At 71.8% G+C, this 20,815-nt stretch carries 21 protein-coding genes, 1 tRNA gene and 1 pseudogene; 11 read left to right on the top strand and 12 right to left on the bottom strand.

Annotation, left to right across the window (positions count from 1 at the left end; genetic code table 11):
• Nucleotides 1–12 precede the first annotated feature (12 nt).
• From V4Y03_RS15325 to V4Y03_RS15310, 4 genes are all read left to right on the top strand, one after another.
• Nucleotides 13–4,821, top strand: a complete 4,809-nt coding sequence (locus V4Y03_RS15325; RefSeq protein WP_332437187.1) for a DNA repair ATPase — start codon at nt 13–15, stop codon at nt 4,819–4,821.
• Between the two features lie 137 nt (nt 4,822–4,958).
• Nucleotides 4,959–5,300 carry an ArsR/SmtB family transcription factor gene (locus V4Y03_RS15320; protein ID WP_317876667.1) on the top strand — a complete coding sequence of 114 codons (342 nt, stop codon included), beginning with the start codon at nt 4,959–4,961 and terminating at the stop codon, nt 5,298–5,300.
• A 71-nt stretch (nt 5,301–5,371) separates the two neighbouring features.
• Nucleotides 5,372–7,066, top strand: coding sequence for a SulP family inorganic anion transporter (locus V4Y03_RS15315; RefSeq protein ID WP_332437186.1), 1,695 nt, complete (start codon nt 5,372–5,374; stop codon nt 7,064–7,066).
• Nucleotides 7,067–7,113: 47 nt separating this feature from the next.
• A complete protein-coding gene (locus V4Y03_RS15310; RefSeq protein ID WP_332435278.1) occupies nt 7,114–7,542 on the top strand; it encodes an anti-sigma factor antagonist in 429 nt (142 codons plus the stop codon).
• A gap of 26 nt (nt 7,543–7,568) precedes the next feature.
• Here the strand turns inward: V4Y03_RS15310 and V4Y03_RS15305 are convergent, their stop codons facing one another.
• Together V4Y03_RS15305 and V4Y03_RS15300 are read right to left on the bottom strand one after the other, a co-directional pair.
• Nucleotides 7,569–7,721: a DUF6126 family protein gene (locus tag V4Y03_RS15305; RefSeq protein ID WP_332435277.1), complete on the bottom strand. Its 153-nt coding sequence runs from the start codon at nt 7,719–7,721 to the stop codon at nt 7,569–7,571.
• 4 nt (nt 7,722–7,725) lie between these two features.
• Nucleotides 7,726–7,905 carry a hypothetical protein gene (locus V4Y03_RS15300; RefSeq protein WP_317875722.1) on the bottom strand — a complete coding sequence of 60 codons (180 nt, stop codon included), beginning with the start codon at nt 7,903–7,905 and terminating at the stop codon, nt 7,726–7,728.
• A 197-nt stretch (nt 7,906–8,102) separates the two neighbouring features.
• Here V4Y03_RS15300 and V4Y03_RS15295 point away from each other — a divergent pair, with 197 nt between their 5' ends.
• Nucleotides 8,103–8,456: an ArsR/SmtB family transcription factor gene (locus tag V4Y03_RS15295; protein ID WP_317875721.1), complete on the top strand. Its 354-nt coding sequence runs from the start codon at nt 8,103–8,105 to the stop codon at nt 8,454–8,456.
• Between the two features lie 21 nt (nt 8,457–8,477).
• On the opposite strand, the gene V4Y03_RS15290 is transcribed toward V4Y03_RS15295, so the two are convergent.
• Entirely contained in the window at nt 8,478–9,131 is a 654-nt protein-coding gene (locus V4Y03_RS15290; RefSeq protein WP_332435276.1) for a DUF1326 domain-containing protein, read from the bottom strand.
• 183 nt (nt 9,132–9,314) lie between these two features.
• On the opposite strand from V4Y03_RS15290, the gene V4Y03_RS15285 reads away from it, so the two are divergent.
• The gene (locus tag V4Y03_RS15285; protein ID WP_332435275.1) at nt 9,315–10,139 is read left to right on the top strand and encodes a DUF2182 domain-containing protein; all 825 of its coding nucleotides are present in this window, start codon (nt 9,315–9,317) and stop codon (nt 10,137–10,139) included.
• A 202-nt stretch (nt 10,140–10,341) separates the two neighbouring features.
• On the opposite strand, the gene V4Y03_RS15280 is transcribed toward V4Y03_RS15285, so the two are convergent.
• The 3 genes from V4Y03_RS15280 to V4Y03_RS15270 form a co-directional block, all read right to left on the bottom strand.
• On the bottom strand, nt 10,342–10,614 hold the full coding sequence (locus V4Y03_RS15280) for a hypothetical protein (protein WP_317875720.1): 273 nt from the start codon (nt 10,612–10,614) through the stop codon (nt 10,342–10,344).
• A 96-nt stretch (nt 10,615–10,710) separates the two neighbouring features.
• Entirely contained in the window at nt 10,711–10,920 is a 210-nt protein-coding gene (locus V4Y03_RS15275; RefSeq protein ID WP_317875719.1) for a hypothetical protein, read from the bottom strand.
• Nucleotides 10,921–10,924: 4 nt separating this feature from the next.
• Entirely contained in the window at nt 10,925–11,479 is a 555-nt protein-coding gene (locus V4Y03_RS15270; RefSeq protein ID WP_332435274.1) for a DUF5994 family protein, read from the bottom strand.
• A 317-nt stretch (nt 11,480–11,796) separates the two neighbouring features.
• Here V4Y03_RS15270 and V4Y03_RS15265 point away from each other — a divergent pair, with 317 nt between their 5' ends.
• Genes V4Y03_RS15265 through V4Y03_RS15255 form a run of 3 tightly spaced genes read left to right on the top strand, consistent with a single transcriptional unit; the run spans nt 11,797 to nt 12,845 of the window.
• Nucleotides 11,797–12,291: a DUF5994 family protein gene (locus tag V4Y03_RS15265; protein WP_317875717.1), complete on the top strand. Its 495-nt coding sequence runs from the start codon at nt 11,797–11,799 to the stop codon at nt 12,289–12,291.
• Complete coding sequence (locus V4Y03_RS15260) at nt 12,288–12,644, top strand: PRC-barrel domain-containing protein (RefSeq protein ID WP_332435273.1); 357 nt, start codon at nt 12,288–12,290, stop codon at nt 12,642–12,644. Before V4Y03_RS15265 ends, V4Y03_RS15260 begins: the two co-directional genes overlap by 4 nt.
• A gap of 30 nt (nt 12,645–12,674) precedes the next feature.
• Nucleotides 12,675–12,845 (top strand): hypothetical protein, encoded by a 171-nt coding sequence (locus V4Y03_RS15255; RefSeq protein WP_317875715.1) that lies wholly within the window; start codon nt 12,675–12,677, stop codon nt 12,843–12,845.
• Nucleotides 12,846–12,849: 4 nt separating this feature from the next.
• Here the strand turns inward: V4Y03_RS15255 and V4Y03_RS15250 are convergent.
• The 5 genes and pseudogenes from V4Y03_RS15250 to V4Y03_RS15230 form a co-directional block, all read right to left on the bottom strand.
• Nucleotides 12,850–13,227: pseudogene (locus tag V4Y03_RS15250) on the bottom strand (SpoIIE family protein phosphatase); the annotation flags it as partial.
• Nucleotides 13,228–13,325: 98 nt separating this feature from the next.
• Nucleotides 13,326–14,609: a cation:proton antiporter gene (locus V4Y03_RS15245; RefSeq protein ID WP_332435272.1), complete on the bottom strand. Its 1,284-nt coding sequence runs from the start codon at nt 14,607–14,609 to the stop codon at nt 13,326–13,328.
• A 782-nt stretch (nt 14,610–15,391) separates the two neighbouring features.
• Nucleotides 15,392–15,465 (bottom strand) — tRNA-Pro (locus tag V4Y03_RS15240).
• A 38-nt stretch (nt 15,466–15,503) separates the two neighbouring features.
• On the bottom strand, nt 15,504–16,241 hold the full coding sequence (locus tag V4Y03_RS15235; protein WP_317875713.1) for a Pr6Pr family membrane protein: 738 nt from the start codon (nt 16,239–16,241) through the stop codon (nt 15,504–15,506).
• Nucleotides 16,242–16,258: 17 nt separating this feature from the next.
• Nucleotides 16,259–17,197 (bottom strand): metallophosphoesterase, encoded by a 939-nt coding sequence (locus V4Y03_RS15230; RefSeq protein ID WP_317875712.1) that lies wholly within the window; start codon nt 17,195–17,197, stop codon nt 16,259–16,261.
• 73 nt (nt 17,198–17,270) lie between these two features.
• Here V4Y03_RS15230 and V4Y03_RS15225 point away from each other — a divergent pair, with 73 nt between their 5' ends.
• Nucleotides 17,271–17,735, top strand: a complete 465-nt coding sequence (locus V4Y03_RS15225; RefSeq protein WP_317875711.1) for a GatB/YqeY domain-containing protein — start codon at nt 17,271–17,273, stop codon at nt 17,733–17,735.
• Nucleotides 17,736–17,816: 81 nt separating this feature from the next.
• On the opposite strand, the gene V4Y03_RS15220 is transcribed toward V4Y03_RS15225, so the two are convergent.
• Nucleotides 17,817–20,051 carry a transglycosylase domain-containing protein gene (locus V4Y03_RS15220; protein WP_317875710.1) on the bottom strand — a complete coding sequence of 745 codons (2,235 nt, stop codon included), beginning with the start codon at nt 20,049–20,051 and terminating at the stop codon, nt 17,817–17,819.
• Between the two features lie 417 nt (nt 20,052–20,468).
• Here V4Y03_RS15220 and V4Y03_RS15215 point away from each other — a divergent pair, with 417 nt between their 5' ends.
• On the top strand, nt 20,469–20,813 hold the full coding sequence (locus V4Y03_RS15215) for a WhiB family transcriptional regulator (protein WP_026058363.1): 345 nt from the start codon (nt 20,469–20,471) through the stop codon (nt 20,811–20,813).
• The last annotated feature ends 2 nt before the right edge of the window (nt 20,814–20,815 follow it).

Below are 20,815 nucleotides of genomic sequence, written 5' to 3'. Positions count from 1 at the left end.
GAGCAGGACCGGATGAGCGCCGGCATGGACCAGGACGCGTACGGGGTGCTCCGTGACCGGCTCGCCGCGCAGGCGGCCGAGCTGGCCCGCCGCACCGAGGCCCTGAACCGGGCCCGTACCGCCGAGTTCGGCTCCGGCGAGATCGCCCTCACCGGCACCGGCCGCCTGCGCACCGAGCGCCCCGCGGTCCCGCGCGACCTCGTCGCCGTCGGCGACGGCGTCCTGCTCCTCGGCAGCCACACCGCCGCCACCGCCGTCGTCGGAGACGCCGGGCGCCCGGCCTCCGACGTCTTCACCCTGCACGACCGCGACCTCGACCCGCTCGCCGACGACGCCGTGCCCGGCCTGCTCGACGACCCCGCCTTCCTCGCCGAGTTCACCGCGCTGCACCGCTACTTCCGCGGCGCCCGGCTGCTGCGGCTGCGCCGGGTGGGAGACCGCCTCCTCGCGGTCTTCCGCACCGGCGCGAAGGCCGAGGACCTCCGCGTCCTGCGCTGGTCGGTCGATCCGTCCGGCGCGACGAGGTTCCTCGACGCCCGGGGCGACCGCGACAACATCGCGCCGCCCTCGCACGACATCGAGTGGACGGCGACGACCCGCGACGACCACGTGCCGGGCCGGCACCCGCACATCGCGCTCGCCGGCGGAATCTTCGTCTCGACGGTCGGCGGGGCGCTGACGGTCAAGACCGAGAACGACACCGAGACCGGCGAGGGCGTCCACTCCGAGCCCGTCGACGAACCCCTCCAGTCCCTGGCGGACGCCGAGGTCGGGTACGCCTCGGTGGGCGCCCTGGTCCTCGTGCGGGTCCGCCCGTACAAGGAGGAGACCACCCGGCACCTGGTCTTCAACACCCTGACCGGCAAGGTGGTCAGGCTGGACGGCATCGGGCAGGCCTGTCTGCGGCTGCCCGAGGACGAGGGAATCGTCTTCCCCGGCGGCTACTGCCTGGCCTCCGGCGGCGCGAAGACCTTCGACATCGACACCTCGGGGCTCGCCTTCGACCGCGCGGTCCGCTCACCCGACGGCGAGGACATCCTCTTCGTCTTCCACGCCGCGGCGGAGGGCCGGGGGCTCCTCCTCCCGTACAACCTGATCCGCAAGGAGATCGCCGCGCCGGTCGTCTGCGGCGGGCACACCCTCCTCGACGACGGGACGATGGTCGTCCTGCGCGCCGAGCCCGGAGAGGCCGGCCGGGCCCACCCCGTACAGGTCTGGCGCACGCCCTACGCCGCCGACACCCACCCGGGCGCCGCAGGGGACGGCCCGCTGGCCCGCATCGGCAACGCCGACCTCGTCCGGGGCATCGCCGACTGCCTGTCGATCGCCCGGCAGGCCACCGAACTCACCCCCGCCACCGAGGTGTACGCGGCGCTCGTCGCCGCCTGCGTCCGCGCCGCCGACGTCCACCACTGGCTGGGCGACCCCGAAGCGGGCGACCTGCGCGGCCCGTTGACCGAGCTGCGGACCACCGCCGCCCAGGTCCTCGACGAGTTCCGGACGGTGACGACGCTCACCCGTGAGGCGGCCGAGGCGCTGGACGAGGCCGCCGCCCGGATCGCCGGTCTCGTCCGGCGCATCCGCGGGGAGTCGCCCGCGACCGCCGAGGAGTGGATCGACCGGATCGCCGAACTCCGCCGGGCACAGGGGCGGTTGGTGACGCTGAAGGAGCTGCGCCACGCGGACGTGGAACGCGTCGACGCGCTCGCCGCCGACGTCGAGTCCGACATCGTCGCGGCCGGCCGGCGGGCCGTCGCGTTCCTCCGGCGCGAGGACGCCTTCACCGCCCACCACGCGGAGGCCGACCGGCTCGCCGCGGAGGCCGGCGAACTCGCCACCGTCGCCGAGACGGGACCCGTCGGGGAGCGGCTCGACGCGCGCGCCGACGGACTGCGGACGCTCAGCGAGATCGTCGCGGGCCTGGACATCGGTGACGCGACCGTCCGCACCTCGATCCTGGAGCGGATCGCGGACGTCCTGGGCTCCCTGAACCGGGCCCGAGCCGTGCTCACCGCCCGCCGCGCCGAACTCCTCGATGGCGAGGGCCGGGCCGAGTTCGCCGCCGAGTCGGCACTGTTCGGGCAGGCCGTCACCGGCGCCCTGGCCGCGGCGGACACCCCCGAGCGCTGTGAGGAGCAGCTCGCGCGCCTGCTGCTCCAGCTGGAGAACCTGGAGTCCCGCTTCGCGGAGCACGACGGGTTCCTGGCCGACCTCACCCGGAAGCGCACCGAGGTCCACGAGGCCTTCACGGCCCGCGGGCAGTCCCTCCAGGACGCCCGCGCCCGCCGGGCGGAGCGGATCGCGGAGTCGGCCGCCCGCATCCTGGAGGCGGTCGCCCGGCGCGCCGGAACCCTCGGCTCGCTCGACGAGGTGCACACCTACTTCGCCTCCGACCCCATGGTCGGCAAGGTCCGCCGCACCGCCGCCGAACTGCGCGCCCTCGGCGACCAGGTGCGGGCGGAGGAACTGGAGGGCCGGCTCGGTTCCGCCCGCCAGGAGGCCGGACGTGCCCTGCGGGACCGTACCGACCTGTACGCGGACGGCGGCGACACGATCCGGCTCGGCCGGCACCGCTTCGCCGTCAACCGGCAGGCCCCGGAGCTGACGCTCGTACCGTACGGGGACACCCTGGCGTTCGCGCTGACCGGGACGGACTACCGGTCGCCGGTCGCCGACCCGGAGTTCGCGGCGACCCGCCCGTACTGGGACCGGACGCTGCCCTCCGAGTCGCCGGAGGTCTACCGCTCCGAGTACCTCGCGGCGCGCCTGCTCGCCGAGCACGGCACGGACGGCCTGGCCGACGCCGACCTCCCCGCGCTCGCCCGGCGCGCGGCGGAGGCCGCGTACGACGAGGGGTACGAGCGCGGGGTCCACGACCACGACGCGGCGGCGATCCTCGCGGTGCTGCTCGGCCTCCACGAGGGCGCCGGACCGCTCCGGTACCCGGCGGGCGCGCGGGCGACCGCCCAGCTGTTCTGGGCGCACTCCACCACCGCCGGGGCCCGCGAGCAGTGGACGCGGCGGGCGGTGGCGCTCACCGCGGCCCGGGACCTGTTCGGCGCGGACTCGGCGCTCGACGGGCTGCGGGGCGAGCTGGCGGAGGAGATCGGCGACCCGGTGGCCGCCGCGTATCTGGTGGCCGAACTCGCCTGCGCCCCGGCGGGCTTCGCCCTCTCGGGCGCGGCCGGGACCCTGCTCGACAAGTTCCGCCGCGCCGTCGGCGGCTCCGCGTACGAGGACGCCCTCGCCGGTCTCACCGACCCGGGCGCCCGGCGGCAGCTCGTCGAGGTCTGGCTCTCCGCGTACGCCTCGGCGGCGGGGGAGAGCCCCGACCCGGCGGTGATCGCGGAGGCCGTCGCCGTCGAACTCGGCCCGGAGCTCCAGCGCTACGAGATCGCCGCCCCGACCTCGGCCACCGTCCCCGGACTGCTCGGCGCCCACCCCCGGGTGCGCGGTCGCGCCCTGGATCTGCGGCTCGACGAATACCTGGCCAGGACGGGGGACTTCGCGGACCGGGAGGTACCCGCCTTCCGCGCCTACCAGCGGCGCCGCTCGGAGCTGGTCGCCGCCGAGCGCGCCCGGCTCAGGGTGGACGAGCACCGGCCCCGGGTCATGTCCTCCTTCGTCCGCAACCGGCTCGTCGACGAGGTCTATCTGCCGCTGGTCGGCGACAGCCTCGCCAAGCAGCTCGGCGCGGCGGGCGCGGCCAAGCGCACCGACTCCCACGGCCTGCTGCTCCTGCTCTCCCCGCCGGGCTACGGCAAGACCACGCTGGTCGAGTACGTCGCGGACCGCCTCGGCCTGCTCCTGGTGAAGATCGACGGCCCGGCCCTCGGGCAGCGCACCACCTCGCTCGACCCGGCCGAGGCGCCCGACGCGACCGCCCGCCGCGAACTGGAGAAGATCGACTTCGCGCTGACGGCGGGCAACAACGTCCTGCTGTACGTCGACGACATCCAGCACACCTCGCCGGAGTTCCTGCAGAAGTTCATCCCGCTCTGCGACGCCACCCGAACGCTGAACGGCCACGACCTTCGGGGCAAGCGCTTCGCCGTCTGCATGGCCGGCAACCCGTACACCGAGTCGGGCGGGCGCTTCCAGGTCCCCGACATGCTCGCCAACCGCGCCGACGTCTGGAACCTCGGCGACGTCCTGACCGGCAAGGAGGAGGCCTTCGCCCTCAGCTTCGTCGAGAACGCCCTCACCTCGCACCCGGTCCTCGCCCCGCTGGCCGGCCGCGACCGCGCCGACCTGGAACTGCTGACCCGCCTGGCGGCCGGCGACCCGACCGCCCGCCGCGACCGCCTGGCCCACCCCTACCCGCCGGCCGAACTGGACCGGATCCTCGCCGTCCTCCGGCACGTCCTCACGGCCCGCGAGACCGTCCTGGCGGTCAACCGCGCCTACATCGCCTCGGCCGCCCAGTCCGAGGCCACCCGCACCGAACCGCCCTTCCGCCTCCAGGGCTCGTACCGCAACATGAACCGCATCACGGCCCGCCTCTCCCCCTCGATGAACGAGACCGAACTGGCCGCGGTGATCGACGACCACTACACGGCGGAAGCCCAGACCCTGACGACGGAAGCAGAAGGCAACCTCCTCAAACTGGCCACCCTGAGAGGCCCGCTGACCCCCACCCAGTCCGCCCGCTGGAAGCAGATCACCACGGCCCACCGCGCCCGGGGCAACCCGGAGGACACCCCGCTGACCCGAGCGATAGCGGCCCTGAGCGACCTGGCGGACCGCATCACGGCGGTGGAGACGGCGATCACGCGAGCGACCGGGGGGTACCCGGAGGGGACACCGCCGACGGTCGGCTGATCCAGTATGAAGTGTCTCAATTGCATAATTCGGCAATTCGATACATCCTTGGGGGGCCGTGCCCGTAGGTAGCCGCGGGCACGGCACCAGACGAGGCGTGCCCCCGGGGGCGCCGGGTGTGAGGAGAGTTGGCGATCGTGCCGGTCCCGCTGTACCAGGCCAAGGCCGAGTTCTTCCGGATGCTGGGACACCCCGTACGCATCCGGGTCCTTGAGCTCCTGCAGAACGGCCCCATGGCCGTACGGGACCTCCTCGCCGCGATCGAGGTGGAGCCGCCCTCGTTGTCGCAGCAGCTCGCGGTGTTGCGCCGGTCGGGGATCGTGACGTCGACGCGCGAGGGGGCGACGGTCGTCTACACGCTCGCGGGGGGTGACGTCGCCGACCTGATGCAGGCCGCGCGGCGCATCCTCACCGAGATGCTGGCCGGGCAGAACGAGCTGCTCACCGAGTTGCGGGAAGCCGGGGTCGCGGGCCGGTGAGCGGCGCCCTCGCCGCTACGGCACTGCGCCGCCTGCGTGCTCTCCTGCCCACCCGCGCGGACTTCGCGGCCATGGGCCGTGATCCGCGCCGTGATCTGCTCGCCGGGCTGACGGTGGCCATCGTGGCACTGCCCCTCGCGCTCGGCTTCGGCGTCTCCTCCGGCCTCGGTGCGGAGGCCGGGCTCGCGACCGCCGTGGTCGCCGGGGCGCTCGCCGCGGTCTTCGGCGGTTCGAACCTCCAGGTGTCGGGTCCGACCGGGGCCATGACCGTCGTCCTCGTGCCGATCGTGGCGGAGTACGGGCCGAGCGGTGTCCTCATGGTCGGGCTGCTCGCGGGGCTGATCGTCGTCGGTCTGGCCCTGGCCCGGGCCGGCCGGTACATGGCCTACATCCCCGCCTCCGTCGTGGAGGGCTTCACTCTCGGCATCGCCCTGGTGATCGCTCTCCAGCAGGTGCCGAACGCGCTCGGTGTCGCCAAGCCCGAGGGCGACCGCGTCCTCACGGTCACCTGGCGCGCTGTCGCGGAGTTCGTCGAGGCGCCGAACTGGACGGCCGTCGGGCTCGCCCTCGGTGTCGCCGCGCTCATGCTGCTCGGGGCCCGGTGGCGGCCGGCCGTTCCGTTCTCCATCGTGGCCGTGGTCGTCGCCACGGTCGTGGCGCAGGTGTGCCACCTCGACGCGGCGGCGCCCATCGGCGATCTGCCCGCCGGGCTGCCCGCCCCGTCCCTCGGCTTCGTCGACCTCTCCCGGCTCGGGTCCCTGATGGCCCCGGCCGTCGCGGTCGCGGCGCTCGCCGCGCTGGAGTCCCTGCTCTCCGCGCAGGTCGCCGACGGCATGACCGTGGGGCAGAAGCACGATCCGGACCGGGAGCTGTTCGGGCAGGGGCTCGCGAACCTGGCCGCGCCGCTGTTCGGCGGTGTCCCGGCGACCGGAGCCATCGCCCGTACCGCGGTGAACGTCCGTTCCGGGGCCGGCTCCCGGCTCGCCGCCCTCACCCACGCGGCCGTCCTCGCCGTGATCGTCTTCGCCGCCGCCCCGCTGGTCTCGAAGATCCCGCTGGCCGCGCTCGCCGGCGTCCTGCTCGCCACCGCCGTCCGCATGGTCGAGGTCGGCTCGCTGCGGGCCATGGCGAAGGCCACCCGCTCCGACGCCGTCGTCCTCGTGCTCACCGCCGTGGCCACACTCGCCCTCGACCTCGTCTACGCGGTGATCATCGGCATCGTCGTCGCCGGGGCGCTCGCCCTGCGCGCCGTGGCCAAGCAGGCACGGCTCGCCGAGGTCGACTTCCGCCCCGACCTGCCGGGCGAGCACAGCGACGAGGAACACGCGCTGCTCGCCGAGCACATCGTCGCCTACCGCATCGACGGCCCCCTCTTCTTCGCCGCCGCCCACCGCTTCCTCCTCGAACTCACCGAGGTCGCCGACGTCCGCGTCATCATCCTGCGCATGTCCCGCGTCACCACCGTCGACGCCACCGGCGCGCTCGTCCTCAAGGACGCCGTCGAGAAACTGAACCGGCGCGGCATCGTGGTCATGACCTCCGGGGTACGGCCGGAGCAGCGCCAGGCCCTCGACTCGGTCGGCGCCCTCGACCTGCTGCGGATCGACGGACGGGAGTACGCCACGACGCCCGAGGCGATCGCCGGCGCCCGCGCCCATCTGCGGGCGACGGGGATCCTCGCCGCCGCACCCCCGGCCGCCGAGACGCGGACGGCGGCGGCGAGAGCGTCTGGATCGCCCTCCCCCGGTGAGCCCGGCACCTTGTGAGCCCGGCACCTCCCACATGTCCCCCCTGTAAGGACGAAGGCAGCCCGATGACCATCGAATGGCGCTACACGACCCACCCCCACCTGGCCGTACTCTCCCTCGCGGGGTTCCTCGGCGCCGACGCGGTCGCCCGCTTCGACGGAGCCGTCGGCTGGGTCCTCGCCCGCGGCGCCGGGCCGGTCATCCTCGACCTGACCAGCCTGCGGGGATGGTCGGTCGGCGGCCAGCTCGCCGTCGCCGAGGCCGCCCGCCGGCTCGCCGCGGACGGCCGCCCGCTCGAACTCGCCGCGATCCCGGCCGACGGTTCCCTCGTCCCGGCCGGTGACCACCGGCCCGTTCCCGTCCACTGCGACCTGCCCACCGCGCTCGCCGCCCATGCGGCCCCCGACGCCCCGGCCGAGGAACCGCGCGAGTGGCAGAGCGACGACTGGACGCTGGCCGTGAGGCGCCCCGAGCCCGCCGTCCGGCACGCCTGACCGCGGAGGACGCGCGGCGGCTGCCGCTACTTCGGCGCGTGCTGCCCCACGTAGAAGAGCAGCCAGACGAAGCCGGCGAAGAGATGGGTCGCGAACACGTAGACGAAGACCCGCAGCATCACGCCGCGTTCCTTCCACCGCTCCATGTCGCCGTCGTCGCGCGTCCCACGCCCACTCATGCCCTCACCCTTCGGCCGCCTCGTCCGCCGCGTCGATCCCGTGCTTGCGCGCCAGCCGCAGGGCGTCGTCCAGCTCGTCGGCGGCGAGTGCGGCCTCGTACGGGTCCTCGGCTTCGTGCGCCGCCGCGAGGCGCTCCCGCGCCGCACGTACGCGTTCCCGCACCGCCTCGACGAACGTGCTCACGCCCACTCCCGTTCCGTCGCTCTCATGTTTAGTAATTGCTGATCTTAGCAATTATCGAGGCCGTCAGGTCGGCGCGAAGGCGCGAGGATGGTCCCCATGGCGAAGAGTTCTGGGTGGATGCGATGCACGGTCGGGCTGCGACGGCGGTCCTGTGGAGCCGCTACGGAGATCTCCCGTGCGGGCCGGGGGAGCGCCAGGTGAGCGCGCCGCTCTACCAGTTGAAGGCGGAGTTCTTCAAAACGCTGGGGCACCCCGTACGCATCCGGGTCCTGGAGCTGCTGAGCGTGCGCGAGCACGCGGTGGCGGAGCTGCTGACCGAGATCGGCGTCGAGCCCGCGCACCTCTCGCAGCAGCTCGCCGTGCTGCGCCGGTCCAATCTGGTCGTCGCGCGCCGCGAGGGCTCGGGCGTGTACTACTCCCTGCCCGACGCGCGGGTGGCCGCGCTGCTCGTCGTGGCACGGGAGATCCTCTCCGGCGTCCTGGCCGGACAGGCCGAACTGCTGGCCGACCTGCAACGGGCCTCCGCACCGGACACGAACCCGCCCGCCTGACGGGGCCGCGGCCCGGCTCCGTCAGGGTCCGGACCAGTCGAAGGTGATGTGCTTGCTGGACTGCCCGTCCCGGCTCCACCGGAACCCGAACGCGTCGGCCCGGTCCGCCGTCGACCTGCCCCAGGTCGCGGTCTGGCCGGGCCCGGTCTCCGCCCCCGGCAGGTTCGTCGACTGGACACGCGCGCCCTCCGGCGTCGTGGGTCCGGTCAGGGCCTCGCCGCTCGCCTCGACCCGGCCGGGGACCGAGGCCCGCCACCCGGAGAGATCGGCCGCGACCTCCACCTCGACGGGGGCGATGTCCATGCCCCGCACCTCGGCGCCGAACATCGTCATCATCTCGGCGGGCCAGCTGCCCGCCTGCCCACCGAAGATCATCTGGAGCGCTTCGCGCTGCGCGTCGTCGGCCCGCTCGTCGAGGAACACCGCCCCGTACGCGTCCGAGTGCTCGGCCCACAGGTTGCCGACGAAGGCCCCGAGCATCAGCACGTTGAGGCCGTCGAGCGTCACGTCACCGTAGTGCCCCTCGCGGATGTGCCAGGCCAGGACGCCGTCGCAGGCGCCGAAGGTGGGCGGCTGCGCGAAGCTGCAGGGGCACGGCACGTTGCACCTGCACGTATCGAACCAATCCCCGGCGGCGTGCCACTTCGGAACCGTCACGGCCGTCGTCTCGGACATGTCGCCGCCTCCTCGTGACCCTGTACCGGACAGCGGTCTCCTGAGGTCGGCGAACCCCCGGGAAGTATCACCGGCATCCGCCCGGTCTTCACGGGCCTGTTCTCCCTCATTCTCCCCCTCCACCCCACGCCCTGTCATCCGGCTGCGGGCGCGTTCGGACCGCCGGTGTGCTGTGCTGGAGGTGTGCGCCTCGACCGGAGGGCCTATCCGCCACCCCTGAGGCCGGCGAACCTGTTGTCGGCACGGGAGATCGCGCTCGCCTGGCTGCTCATGGTGCTGCTGGCGGTGCTCGGCTGGATCCTGGTCGTCGGCCAGGCCAGGGACATGGGCATCGAGCCGGGGACCATGGGACTGGGCGTGCCGCTGTTCCTGCTGTTCTGGCTGGTCATGATGATCGCCATGATGTTCCCGTCCGTGGCACCGGTGGCCATCACCTGGGCGCGGGCCATCGGCCGCCGGTCGACCGGGTGGGTCCGGGCGGCCCGTACGACCCAGTTCGTGGGCGGCTACCTGCTGGCCTGGACGGTTTTCGGCCTCGCCACGTACGGGATCCTCGCCGCGACCGGGGCCCTGGTGCGGGACCACCCCACCGCCGGCCGTTGGATCGGCGCCGGCGCCTTCCTGCTCGCCGGACTGCAGCAGCTCGGCCCGCTCAAGGACATGTGCCTGCGCCACTGCCAGAGCCCGGTGGGCCAGCTCGTCCGGTACGCCGGCTACCGCCCCCGCGCCCGCGACCTGCGGGTCGGACTCCACCACGGCCTGTACTGCGTGGGCTGCTGCTGGGGACTGATGATCGTCCTCGTCCCGCTCGGCGTCATGAACGTCCTGGCGATGGCGGTGCTGGCCGCGGTGATCTTCGTCGAGAAGCTGTGGCGCCTGGGCCCCGTCCTCTCGAAGGCCGTAGGCATCGTCTTCCTGGCCCTGGCGGTGCTGGCCCCGTTCCAGACCTGGCTGCTGCCCGGCCTGGAGGCTCCGCAATCACCCATGCCGGAGATGCTCCACCCCTGAGCCGGCCCCGTCGGCCGGCAACCGGCGGGCGGACACCGAAGACACGGGAAGGGCCTGACCCTCAGTGAGGATCAGGCCCTTGACCTGGTCTTGCGGCTCCCGGGAGGGACACACCCGCGGTGCCCGTCGGGAGCGAACCCGTGATCTACGACCGCGGGGCCGGACAGGCCGAGTGGGAGAGCGGGCCCCTGAGTAGTCCGGCTCAGCCGCGTTCTTCCTCCTCGGCCTCCATGCGGCGGATTCCCTGGTGGGTGAGGGAGACCATCGCGGGGGTGTTGCCGGGTTCCCAGTCGACGGTGATCAGGTCCTCGCCGGCGAGGTAGGTGCAGGCGGCGGCCAGGTCCTCCTCCGGGATGCGCAGGTCGTTCCGCAGCTTGCGTCCCGGGACTCCGAGGAGACGGTTGCCTTCGGTGGCTTCGTAGAGGGCGGCCAGGACCCGTTCGCGGTAGCTCTGTCGCTCGCCGAGTGTCGCCATGACCGAGTCCTTTCATGCGAGAGGCCGGCGAGTGGGTTGTCCCGGGTGTCGGGTGCCCCACCCGCGGCCTTCGGTCGGAGGAATGGCCAGGGGTGCTCACGGCCAGGTGCCCGTGCGCCTGCGGTGGGCGGCTTGCTCCGTCGGTGTGCGGTGGCCGGGGCCGGGCGGCCGGCGAATGGGCGGGAAGGCGTCGCCGAAGTGATGGGCGGCGATGCGTGCGTCGTGCTGGGCGTTGAGCCGGTGGATCAGGCGGGTGCCGAGCGCGATCAACAGGGCGATCACGGCGATCGTGATCAGGGTTGCCATGGGGTCACCTCCGCGGGCTTCCCGGCATGGGGATCATCCGCGCGCCGACGACCGGGTGCCGGAGTGGCGGGATGCCGGATCCGCCGTCGGTCTCCCAGGAGTCCTCGCTGCTTCGGGCGTCGCGCATACGGCGGCCGGTCGCGGCCTCGTCGGACATCAGGACTCCGGCGGCCAGGACGCTGCCGGGGAGGGCGGCGGCGGTCATCAGCCGGGCGGCGGCGGCGGGTTCGGTCTCGGGCGGGATCACCAGCAGGTCGCAGCGGCCGACGGTGTAGGAGAGCAGGATCATCTTGTCGGGATCCTGTTCGGTGAACCAGCCGACGTGCACGGTGTGCCCGGTGGCGGGAACCGTGTGCGGGACGACGGGCCAGTGGGTGGGGTTCACCGTGACGCGGGTGATGCGTCCGTAGCGCTCCTCCAGCGCGTCGACCAGAGGCGGAAGCTCGGCGGTGAGGTCACGCGAGCGAGGCCACCAGGCGCCGTCCAGAAGGCCGACGAGGGTGGTCTTCGGCGTCAGCGACAGCCGCGCCGAAAGCGTGGGTGCCAGGGTCGTGGCCATGATCGCGGACCCGTCCCCGGGCCGCCCTGAAAGGCGGCCCAGTGTCTTGATCGCCGGAAACGACGTCCGCGTGGGAGCGGGTGCTCGACTTACTCCCGGTACCTTCAGCCTACTCCGCGCAGCGGTCGGACGAGCCGCTCTGACCAGGTGATTTCCCACCGGGCACGCTGTCGGACGGCGGCCACGGGTATGACCGCGGGCACGCCCCCGGCCGATGGTCACGGGCAGGACCGCAGGCACGCGGAGTACCGTGAGACCACGGCGGTATCTCGTCGGCCATGAGGTGTCGGCGGCCCCGCGCAGGCAGGCGGACCACTATGGCCGAATACGACATCCCCACCCCTCCCAAGCTCCTTCCGGACGAGATCCACCGAGCGGTGAAACCCGGCACGGCCCTGCTCCGGCTGCAGACGACCCACTCCCGCGAAGGCGTTCTCGACGGCGCCTGGTGGCCCCGCTCCCGCGACATCGCGACCGAGCTGCCCGCCCTGATCCGGGCTCTCACCACACACCTCGGCCCCGTCACACGCGTCGGCCTGGACACGGACGCCTGGGAGGAGGTCCCGACCCGTGTGGTCGTCGACGACCGGGTCGTACGCCTCGACTCCTTTCCCGTAGGCGACGACACCGTCCTCATCACCCGTGGCGACAACGACCACTTCGCCCTCCTGGTGGTGCCCCCGGACACGACACCCGACGCGGCACGTGACGCCATGGCCCGTGCGGTCGACGCCGGCAACGTCACCCAGGCCGCCGGGATCCTTGTCGCCGCGCTTCCCGAACCGGCTGCACACCGCCAGGAGTCGGCATGATCCAGATGGCGGACATCCGTGAGTGGCGGACCCACGACGTGGTGGACGGGCGGGGCCACAGGATCGGAGAGCTGGAGGCGGTCTACGTCGACACCAGCACCGACGAGCCGGCCATGGCCACGGTCCGGGTCGGCCTGCCCACCCGCCACCGTCTGGTGTTCGTTCCCCTGGACGGTGCGACGGTGGGGCCGGGCTACGTGAAGGTCGTCCATGACAAGGCGCTGGTGAAGCAGTGCCCTTCGATCGGCAGCGACGACGTACTTCCCGCCGAGGACGAGGAGGCGGTCTTCCGGCACTACGACCTCCCCTACCAGCCCGGGGCGAACGGCGAGCGGCAGCTGGCCCGCCGCTGAGCTCCCCGACCGAGCGAGGGGGCAGCCCTCATGACGCTCTTTCTGGCCCTGATCATCATCGCGATCGTGCTGGGCATCATCGGTGCCACCGCCGACGGCCTGGTCTTCCTGCTGATCATCGGCATCGTGCTGCTCGTGGCGGACCTCATCTACATCGCCCTGCGCATGCGCCGCTCCGCCCACCGCCGCCCGGTCCGGTGATCCCTCAATCGAGGGCGGCGAGATGGTCGGCGTCGCCTCCGCGCCACTCGATGAGGAAGATGGTCGCGTCGTCGCTGGTGACGCCGCCTCGTTCCTGCTTCAACGTGTGGGAGAGCGCGCGCACCACCGACCGCACCGCCGTGTGGTCACGGACGACTCGGTTGGTGCACTCGATGAGTTGCTCCTCACCGAACTGTTCCCCACCGGCTTGATGCTCTTCGATCAGGCCGTCGGTGAAACACAGCAGCCGGTCCCCGGGCCGCAGCCTCCGTTCGCTGACCACCGGCTCCTCACCGCCGAAGCCGACCGGCAAGGTGGTCGGGCTCTCCAGCCGGTCCACCACGGCGCGGCCGCGGATCAGCGATCGGTCCAGCGGACCGGGGAGTGCTTGCGGGGTTCGCGGTTCTCGGGTTCGCCGGCTCCCACGCGATCACTACGTGGGAGCACACGTGCGGCTACGGGCCACCAGCGACCGGGCCTTCAGCGCGGTGTGTGGTCTTGGGCGAGGGCGTTCTCCCGCAGGTTCGGTTCCCCCCGGAGTGTTCTGGTGAACCATGCGCCGTAGCGGTTTCCCAGGAAGGGAGCCGAGGCTCCGTGGAGGATGACGCTCAGGCCGACGGTCACGGCGATGACCCCGCTCAGCAGAGTTCCCCCGGGCAGGTGTTCCTCGAAGGCGAGCAGGCCGAACACGAGGGAGGCGAGCCCGCGCGGACCGAACCAGCCGATGTAGGCCACGGAGGTGGCGCGCAGCCCGGTGCCGATCAGCGCGAGAGCGACCGGCAGCATCCGGAGGACGGTAAGGCTGAGCAGCGCGTAGACGACCATCCGCCACGTCAGGTGCTGGAGCGTCGGTCCGAGGATGACCGCGCCGAAGACGAGGAAGCTCAGCGAGGCGAGCAGGAGGCCGAGTCGTTCGGTGAACCTCGTGCTCCGCGCTGGATCCGAGTCCTGGGGACGGAGGCCCAGACCGGCGGGCGTCCGGCGCAGGTGGATGCCGAAGGCCAGACCGGCGGCCCAGGAACCGATGAAGCCGCTTCCGTCGCCCATGAGGCACAGCGCGTAGGCGACGGCCGGAACGGCGAGGACCAGGAACTGCTGCCAGTCGGAGCTGCTCCACCCTCGGGTCAGCGACCAACGCAACACACTCGCCCCGGCCCAGCCGGCCGCGATGCCGATCGCGCTGCTCAGCAGCAGCGCCCGCAGGAACGTCTCGGCCACGCCCGGATGACCATGGCCCTCACCCGCCGCCGCGAGTGCCAGCACGAAGAACGGAAGCGCCAGACCGTCGTTCACACCGGATTCCACGGACAGGCCGCCGCGGATCAGCGGCGGCACCTGCTTGTTGGAGAAGGCCTGCTGCCCGAGCGCGGCGTCCGTCGGCGCCAGGATGATGGCGGCCAAGGCCAGCTCCCACATACCGAGGCCGGGCAGCAGGGGCCAGGCCGCCAGCCACCCCAGAGCCATCGTGGCCGGCATGCCCACCGTGAGCAGCCGCAGCGGCAGGAACCCCTCCCGGCGCAGGTCCCGAGCCCTGATTCCCGCCGCGTCCGCGAACAGCAGGAGCACCAGTGCGCTCTCCAGCAGGGTCCGCGTGACCTCGGGATCCTTCGCGCGGTCCAGCAGATCCAGGCCCAGCGGGCCGATCGCCACACCTACGAGCATGAACACCAAAGGTCCCGAGAGCACCGTGGTCGACAGGCGCCGCGAGAGCATCCCGTAGCCGACGACCACACCCCCGGCGGCCACGACGGCCCAGCCGTTCATCCGCACTCCTCACACCGGACATCCGTCGTCGTCAGGGCGGCTGCGCCAGGGACGGCGTGACGGGTTCCCGGCACGCCGTCCCACCTCACGCAGAGACACGAGGCCTGACCCTACGTCGCCTCCGGCCGGGCCGACGGAAACCTTGGGCCGAACCCGCCCAGCCCGGCTCGGTCGGCCCAACGAGAGGTGACTGCGCCGAGCCGAACGGGGTGAGCGAGCGCTGCGACGCTGAGTAGCCGGTAGGCCGCCGCGCTCAGGGTTACCGGGAGCGTCCAGCTCCCAGCCATGCCGGCCCGTCGGCTTCCTCGGGCTTCGCGGCTGAGGTGAAAGGAACGGTGCAGCAGGAAGCCCGGTGCGGAGCGGCGCATCCCTCTTCCCTCAACGTGAGGACGGCCGACGGCCCAGGTGTGGTGAAGGGACCCCGGGCTCTTCCCGCTCGGTGCCCGAGGCAGCCATCTCGATGCGGGCGCGAGGACCCCCGCCTGGCGCCTGACCCGCCGTCATCGCAGTATCACGCAAGTCAGGAAGTCGACGATCACGACCAGATCGACGCCCGCACGGCCGACAGCGCAACCAGCATGGACAGAGTCTCGGCGCCGCTCCTGCCGCCCGCTGAAGGGGGCGATCGCACTCTGCCGTTGGACCCCTCGCCGCTGTTTCCGGGACCCGTTTGGAGCGTCTCCCGCGATCGGCTCCCTAACGGCTCCCAAGCCGACCCCGGAAACCACTCAGGGGCCTGATCCGATGTCTCGGATCAGGCCCCTGACCTGGTCTTACGGCTGTCGGGGTGGCGGGATTTGAACCCACGACCTCTTCGTCCCGAACGAAGCGCGCTGCCAAGCTGCGCTACACCCCGATGTCGCTGCTCTGTTGTTCACGTCGCGGCGACATCGCTTACTTTAGCCCACGCGCGCGCTGAGGCGAAATCCGGTATTCGGGGGCCCTCGGGGCGGGGCGGAGGCGGTCCAGGGTGACGATCGCGAGGCCCAGGGCGTAGAAGGCCGCGCCGAGGACGAGCGCGTTGGTGAGGACGCCGGCGTAGCCGTGGGCGGTCACGTCGAGGAACGGGTACGTGTAGCGGGTGGGCGCGTCGGGGGAGATCAGCTCGCCGCGTACCAGGGCGAAGGCGAAGTAGAGGCCCGGGGCGGCCAGCCACTGGGCGGCGTGCCGCCAGTGGAGTGCGCCGGGGGCGGTGAGGAGCAGGAAGTCGACGGCCGCGCCGATCGGGGTCACGGTGTGCAGCAGCTGGTTGGCGACCGCCTTCGCCCCGGTGAGGCGGGCGATCTCCGCCGCCTGGTTGAACTCGCTCGACGGGTTGTCGAGGACCAGGTGGAAGACGAGACCGACGACCGTGATGCAGAGCAGCGCCCCGCCCGTCCACAGCGCGGGGAGCGGCGGGCGGCGGGTCCAGGCGCGGACCGCGCCCCGGCCGAGGACGACGGCGACCAGGATGTTCGACCAGATCGTGAAGAAGCTCAGGACGACGAGCACGTCCCCGTACACGCACTCGATGACCAGGCCCGTGGCCGCGGACAGGGCGATCAGCGCCCGGAACGCCGCCGCGTAGGGGCGGCGGCGGGCGGGGGGTATGACGGCGGAGGCCGGCACGGCCGCGGTGTGGGGCGGGAACATTCCCCCACCGTAGGTGCTCAGGCGCGCGCCGTCAGGGTGAGCAGGGTGACCTCGGGCGGGCAGGCGAAGCGGACCGGGGTGTAGCGGTTGGTGCCGCAGCCCGCCGAGACGTGGAGGTAGGAAGTGCGGTCGCCCACCGTGTGGGTGGAGAGGCCCTTCACCCGGTCCGTGTCCAGGTCGCAGTTGGTGACGAGCGCCCCGTAGAAGGGGACGCACAGCTGCCCGCCGTGGGTGTGTCCGGCGAGGATCAGCTCGTATCCGTCGGACGTGAACGCGTCGAGCGAGCGCAGGTACGGGGCGTGGACCACGCCCAGCGTGAAGTCCGCCTGGGCGTCGGGGCCGCCGGCCACCCGCTCGTACCGGTCGCGCTTGATGTGCGGGTCGTCGAGGCCGGTGAACGCCAGGTCCGCCTGGGGCAGCTTGAGCCGGCCGCGGGTGTTGGTGAGGTTCACCCAGCCCGCCTCGTCGAAGGCGTCCCGCATGCCCTCCCACGGGTTGTGGACGGCGCCGACGACCGGCTTGTTGCCGTTGAGGCCGTGCCGGCCCTGCACCTTCTCCTTCAGATAGCGGGCGGGGTTGCGCGGGGTGGGCCCGTAGTAGTCGTTGGAGCCGAAGACGTACACGCCGGGGAACTCCATCAGCGGCCCGAGCGCGTCGAGGACCTCCGGTACCGCCTCCGTGTCGGAGAGGTTGTCGCCGGTGTTGACGACGAGGTCGGGGCGCAGCCCCGCGAGGGACTGGAGCCAGGCCCGCTTCTTGCGCTGACCGCTCACCATGTGGATGTCGGAGATCTGGAGGACCCGCAGGTCGCTCATGCCCGGCGGCAGCACCGGGACCGTCACGCGGCGGAGCCGGAACGAGCGGGCCTCGAAGCCCGCCGCGTAGACGATTCCGGCGGCGGCCGTCGCCGTGAGGCCTGCCGTGATCTTCAGGGGGATGCCGTACCGTGCGCGCATCCCCCCATCGTCGCAGACCCGGTGGGCGTAAATGCGCGGGCGGGTGGGGCGGCGCACCTGCCACACTTGACCCATGACCACGCTGAAGGCGAAGCTCCAGGCCGACCTCAACGCCGCGATCCGGGAGCGCGACGAACTGCGCTCCTCGACCCTGCGGCTGACCATCACCGCGATCACCAAGGAGGAGGTCGCGGGCAAGACCAAGCGCGAACTCTCCGACGACGAGGTGCAGAAGGTGATCGCCAAGGAGGCGAAGAAGCGCCGCGAGGCCGCGGAGGCCTTCGCGCAGGGCGGTCGCCACGAGTCGGCCGAGCGGGAGAAGGCGGAGGGCGTCCTCCTCGACGCGTACCTGCCCAAGCAGCTCGGTGACGAGGAGCTCGACGCGATCGTCGCGGCGGCCGTCGCGGAGGCGAAGGCGGCGGGCGCCGAGGGGCCGCGTGCCATGGGCGCCGTCATGAAGATCGTGAACCCGAAGGTGGCCGGCCAGGCCGACGGCGGGCGGGTCGCCGCCTCCGTGAAGAAGCTGCTCGCGGGCTGATCCCCACGAGTCGTACGTACGAGGAAGGGCGCCCCACTCGGAGTGGGGCGCCCTTCCTCGTACGTGTCCGTGCCTACCGCGTCAGTGGTTTCCGCCGCGGCCCTTGTTGGCGTCGCGGAGCATGTCCGGCGGGATCGTGATCCCGGGGAACGGGTTCGTCGGCGGCTTGGTGTCGCCCGGCTTGCCGTCGCCCTTACGGGGCTTGTTCGGGCCCTCGTCCCCGTCCTCCGGGGCCTTGGGCTTCTCGGCCCGCGGTACGGAGATGGCGGCGAAGCCCGGCGTCTGGGAGGCATCGAGCGCGCCCGTCATCGCGATCTTCCAGATCGGGCCGGGGAGGCAGCCGCCACAGACCTTGTCGTAGTACTCGCCGCCGATGGTGATGTCGTACATCTCGTCGCGCTTGCCGACGTCGTCGCCGACCCAGACGGCGGTGGAGAGGTTCGGCGTGTAGCCGACGAACCAGGCGTCCTTGCGGCCCTCGGTGGTACCGGTCTTGCCCGCGTTGTCCCGGTCGCTCAGACCGGCCCGCGTACCGGTGCCGTCCTCGATCACGCCCTTCAGCATCTGGTTGATGGTGTCGGCGGTGCGCTCGCTCATGGCCCGCGAGCACTTGGTGTCCGGCACGTTCAGCTTGTCGCCGTTGGCGGCCCGGACGGATTCGACGACGATCGGGGTGCAGTAGATGCCGCGGTTGGCGAAGGTGGCGTAGACGGAGGCCATGTCGAGCGGGGTGCTCTCCAGGCTGCCGAGCGTGGCCGACGGGCTCTGCTTGATGGGCTTGCCCAGCTCGCGCTCGTACCCGACCTTCTTGGCCATCGACAGCGTCTCGCACAGGCCGGTCATCTGCTCCAGCTTGGCGAAGTACGTGTTGATGGACTTGCCGAGGGCGCCCGTCATGTCATAGGGGCCCTTCTCCGACGGAAGCTCGTTCTGGACCGGCCATTCGAGGTTGCCGGCCGGCCTGCCGTCGCAGCGGGTGAACTCGCTCTCCGACATGGTGATCTTCGTCGGGGTGTCGAAGCTCTGCGCGGGGCTGAGCCCCTTCTCCAGGGCGGCGGCCGCCGTGATCGGCTTGAAGGTCGAGCCGACCGGGAAGCCGTACGTGGTGCCGCCCATCTTGCTGCCGACGGCGAGGTTCAGCGTCGTCTGGTGCTGCTTCTGGTCCAGGCCGTACGGGCGGGACTGGCCCATCGACAGGATCTTGCCGGTGCCGGGCTGGACCTGGACGACGGCGGTCGCGACCCCGTCGTCCTTGTTGACCTTGGCCACGGCCGCCTCGTTGGCCGCCGTCTGCGCCTTCGGGGAGAGCGTGGTCTTGATGGTGAGACCGCCCAGGTTCCACAGCTTCTGCCGCTCCTCGGCGGTCTTCCCGAAGACCGGGTCGTTGAGGATCGTCTTGCGGACGTAGTCGCAGAAGAAGCCGGAGCCGTCGACGGCCGTGATGCAGCCGTTCCTCGGGGTCTTCACCTTCAGCTTGAGCGGCGTCGCCTTCGCCTTGTCCGCCTCGGCCTGGCTGATGTCCTTCACGTCGGCCATCCGCTGGAGGACGACGTTGCGGCGCTTGGTCGCTTCCTGGAGGTCGTTGACCGGGTCGTAGCGGCTCGGCGACTGGACGAGGCCGGCCATCATCGCCGACTCGCCGAGGGTCAGGTCGGCGGCGTGCTTCGAGAAGTACCGCTGCGAGGCGGCCTCGATGCCGTACGCCTGCTGCCCGAAGAACGTGATGTTGAGGTAGTTCTCCAGGATCTTCTTCTTGCCGAGCTCCTCCTCGACCTGGATCGCGAACTTCAGCTCGCGGACCTTGCGGCCGATGGTCTGCTGGGTGGCCTGCGCGACCTTCTCGGGGTCGTCACCGGCCTCCTCGACGAAGACGTTCTTCACGTACTGCTGGGTCAGCGTGGACGCGCCCTGCGAGACCCCGCCCGACTGCGCGTTCCGGTTGATCGCGCGCAGCACGCCCTTGAGGTCGATCGCCCCGTGCTCGTAGAAGCGGCCGTCCTCGATCGCGACGATCGCCTTCTGCATGTACGGGGAGATCTTGTCCAGCGGTACGACCTTGCGGTCGCGCGAGTACACCGTGGCGATCAGACCGCCCTCGGAGTCGAGGATGCTGGTGCGCTGACTCAGCGGAGGGGTCTTCAGATTGGAGGGGATCTCGTCGAACCCCTCGACCGTGCCCTTCGCGGCCAGTCCGAGTGCACCGGCCGCGGGCAGGGCGATGCCTGCCAGTACGGCTCCCGCGAGCACACTGACACCGAGGAACTTGGCGGCCTGCTGGGTCCCGGTCAGACCACCGCCCGAGCGCTTCTTTGCCATGGGGGCAGCCTACGTTCTCATTCGCCGGACACGCGTATATGCCTTGGCCTAAGCTGCTCCCAACTGTCACAGCAGTGTGGTCCGGCATCAAGACCCGGGTGTGACATCGGCATGAATTCCCGTGACCCCGAAGCATGGGGACCTCGTGTCCGATTCCGGCTCATGCGTCATGTGGTGCCCCCATGTGGGCCCGTTGGATTCGGGCGTATCCAAGGGATATGTCTGCTATCACACGCATGTCCTTCGCTCACTCCCCTGGGTGATCTGACGCGCACGCATAGTCCGTTCGGGCCATCCAAGATTGGGCCCGAAGGGGGTGTTGCGCTGTCCCTACCTTCCGTAACGTCCCAACTGGCAGCGGTGAATATGCCGCTGTCGCCGTGGGGGAGCCTCGATTCGGGAGAGGACGGCGCCGGTATGGGCTGGGTAGCTGACTGGAGTGCGCAGGCGGCCTGCCGCACTACCGATCCGGATGAACTTTTCGTGCAGGGAGCGGCGCAGAACAGGGCAAAGGCGGTGTGCACCGGATGTCCGGTGCGGACCGAGTGCCTCGCCGACGCCCTCGACAACCGGGTGGAGTTCGGTGTGTGGGGCGGCATGACGGAGCGCGAGCGCCGTGCGCTGCTGCGCCGGAGGCCGACGGTCACCTCGTGGCGGCGGCTCCTGGAGACCGCGCGCACCGAGTACGAGCGGGGAGCGGGCCTGCTGCCCGTGGCCATGGAGGACGACGCGACGTACGAGGCGTATGCCGCGGTGGGTTAGGC

It is taken from the genome of Streptomyces sp. P9-A4, from assembly GCF_036634195.1.
Lineage (GTDB): Bacteria > Actinomycetota > Actinomycetes > Streptomycetales > Streptomycetaceae > Streptomyces.
The sequence above is the reverse complement of the archived record's forward strand: the minus strand, read 5'-3'. Positions and strand labels throughout refer to the sequence as shown.

What these genes read in the sequence shown, in the direction of transcription:
- V4Y03_RS15325 (WP_332437187.1), top strand. Translation starts at nt 13, where the DNA reads ATGAGCGCCGGCATGGACCAGGACGCGTACGGGGTGCTCCGTGACCGG.
- V4Y03_RS15315 (WP_332437186.1), top strand. Translation starts at nt 5,372, where the DNA reads ATGGGCCGTGATCCGCGCCGTGATCTGCTCGCCGGGCTGACGGTGGCC.
- V4Y03_RS15310 (WP_332435278.1), top strand. Translation starts at nt 7,114, where the DNA reads ATGACCATCGAATGGCGCTACACGACCCACCCCCACCTGGCCGTACTC.
- V4Y03_RS15305 (WP_332435277.1), bottom strand. Translation starts at nt 7,721, where the DNA reads ATGAGTGGGCGTGGGACGCGCGACGACGGCGACATGGAGCGGTGGAAG.
- V4Y03_RS15290 (WP_332435276.1), bottom strand. Translation starts at nt 9,131, where the DNA reads ATGTCCGAGACGACGGCCGTGACGGTTCCGAAGTGGCACGCCGCCGGG.
- V4Y03_RS15280 (WP_317875720.1), bottom strand. Translation starts at nt 10,614, where the DNA reads ATGGCGACACTCGGCGAGCGACAGAGCTACCGCGAACGGGTCCTGGCC.
- V4Y03_RS15275 (WP_317875719.1), bottom strand. Translation starts at nt 10,920, where the DNA reads ATGGCAACCCTGATCACGATCGCCGTGATCGCCCTGTTGATCGCGCTC.
- V4Y03_RS15270 (WP_332435274.1), bottom strand. Translation starts at nt 11,479, where the DNA reads ATGGCCACGACCCTGGCACCCACGCTTTCGGCGCGGCTGTCGCTGACG.
- V4Y03_RS15265 (WP_317875717.1), top strand. Translation starts at nt 11,797, where the DNA reads ATGGCCGAATACGACATCCCCACCCCTCCCAAGCTCCTTCCGGACGAG.
- V4Y03_RS15260 (WP_332435273.1), top strand. Translation starts at nt 12,288, where the DNA reads ATGATCCAGATGGCGGACATCCGTGAGTGGCGGACCCACGACGTGGTG.
- V4Y03_RS15255 (WP_317875715.1), top strand. Translation starts at nt 12,675, where the DNA reads ATGACGCTCTTTCTGGCCCTGATCATCATCGCGATCGTGCTGGGCATC.
- V4Y03_RS15245 (WP_332435272.1), bottom strand. Translation starts at nt 14,609, where the DNA reads ATGAACGGCTGGGCCGTCGTGGCCGCCGGGGGTGTGGTCGTCGGCTAC.
- V4Y03_RS15235 (WP_317875713.1), bottom strand. Translation starts at nt 16,241, where the DNA reads ATGTTCCCGCCCCACACCGCGGCCGTGCCGGCCTCCGCCGTCATACCC.
- V4Y03_RS15230 (WP_317875712.1), bottom strand. Translation starts at nt 17,197, where the DNA reads ATGCGCGCACGGTACGGCATCCCCCTGAAGATCACGGCAGGCCTCACG.
- V4Y03_RS15225 (WP_317875711.1), top strand. Translation starts at nt 17,271, where the DNA reads ATGACCACGCTGAAGGCGAAGCTCCAGGCCGACCTCAACGCCGCGATC.
- V4Y03_RS15220 (WP_317875710.1), bottom strand. Translation starts at nt 20,051, where the DNA reads ATGGCAAAGAAGCGCTCGGGCGGTGGTCTGACCGGGACCCAGCAGGCC.
- V4Y03_RS15215 (WP_026058363.1), top strand. Translation starts at nt 20,469, where the DNA reads ATGGGCTGGGTAGCTGACTGGAGTGCGCAGGCGGCCTGCCGCACTACC.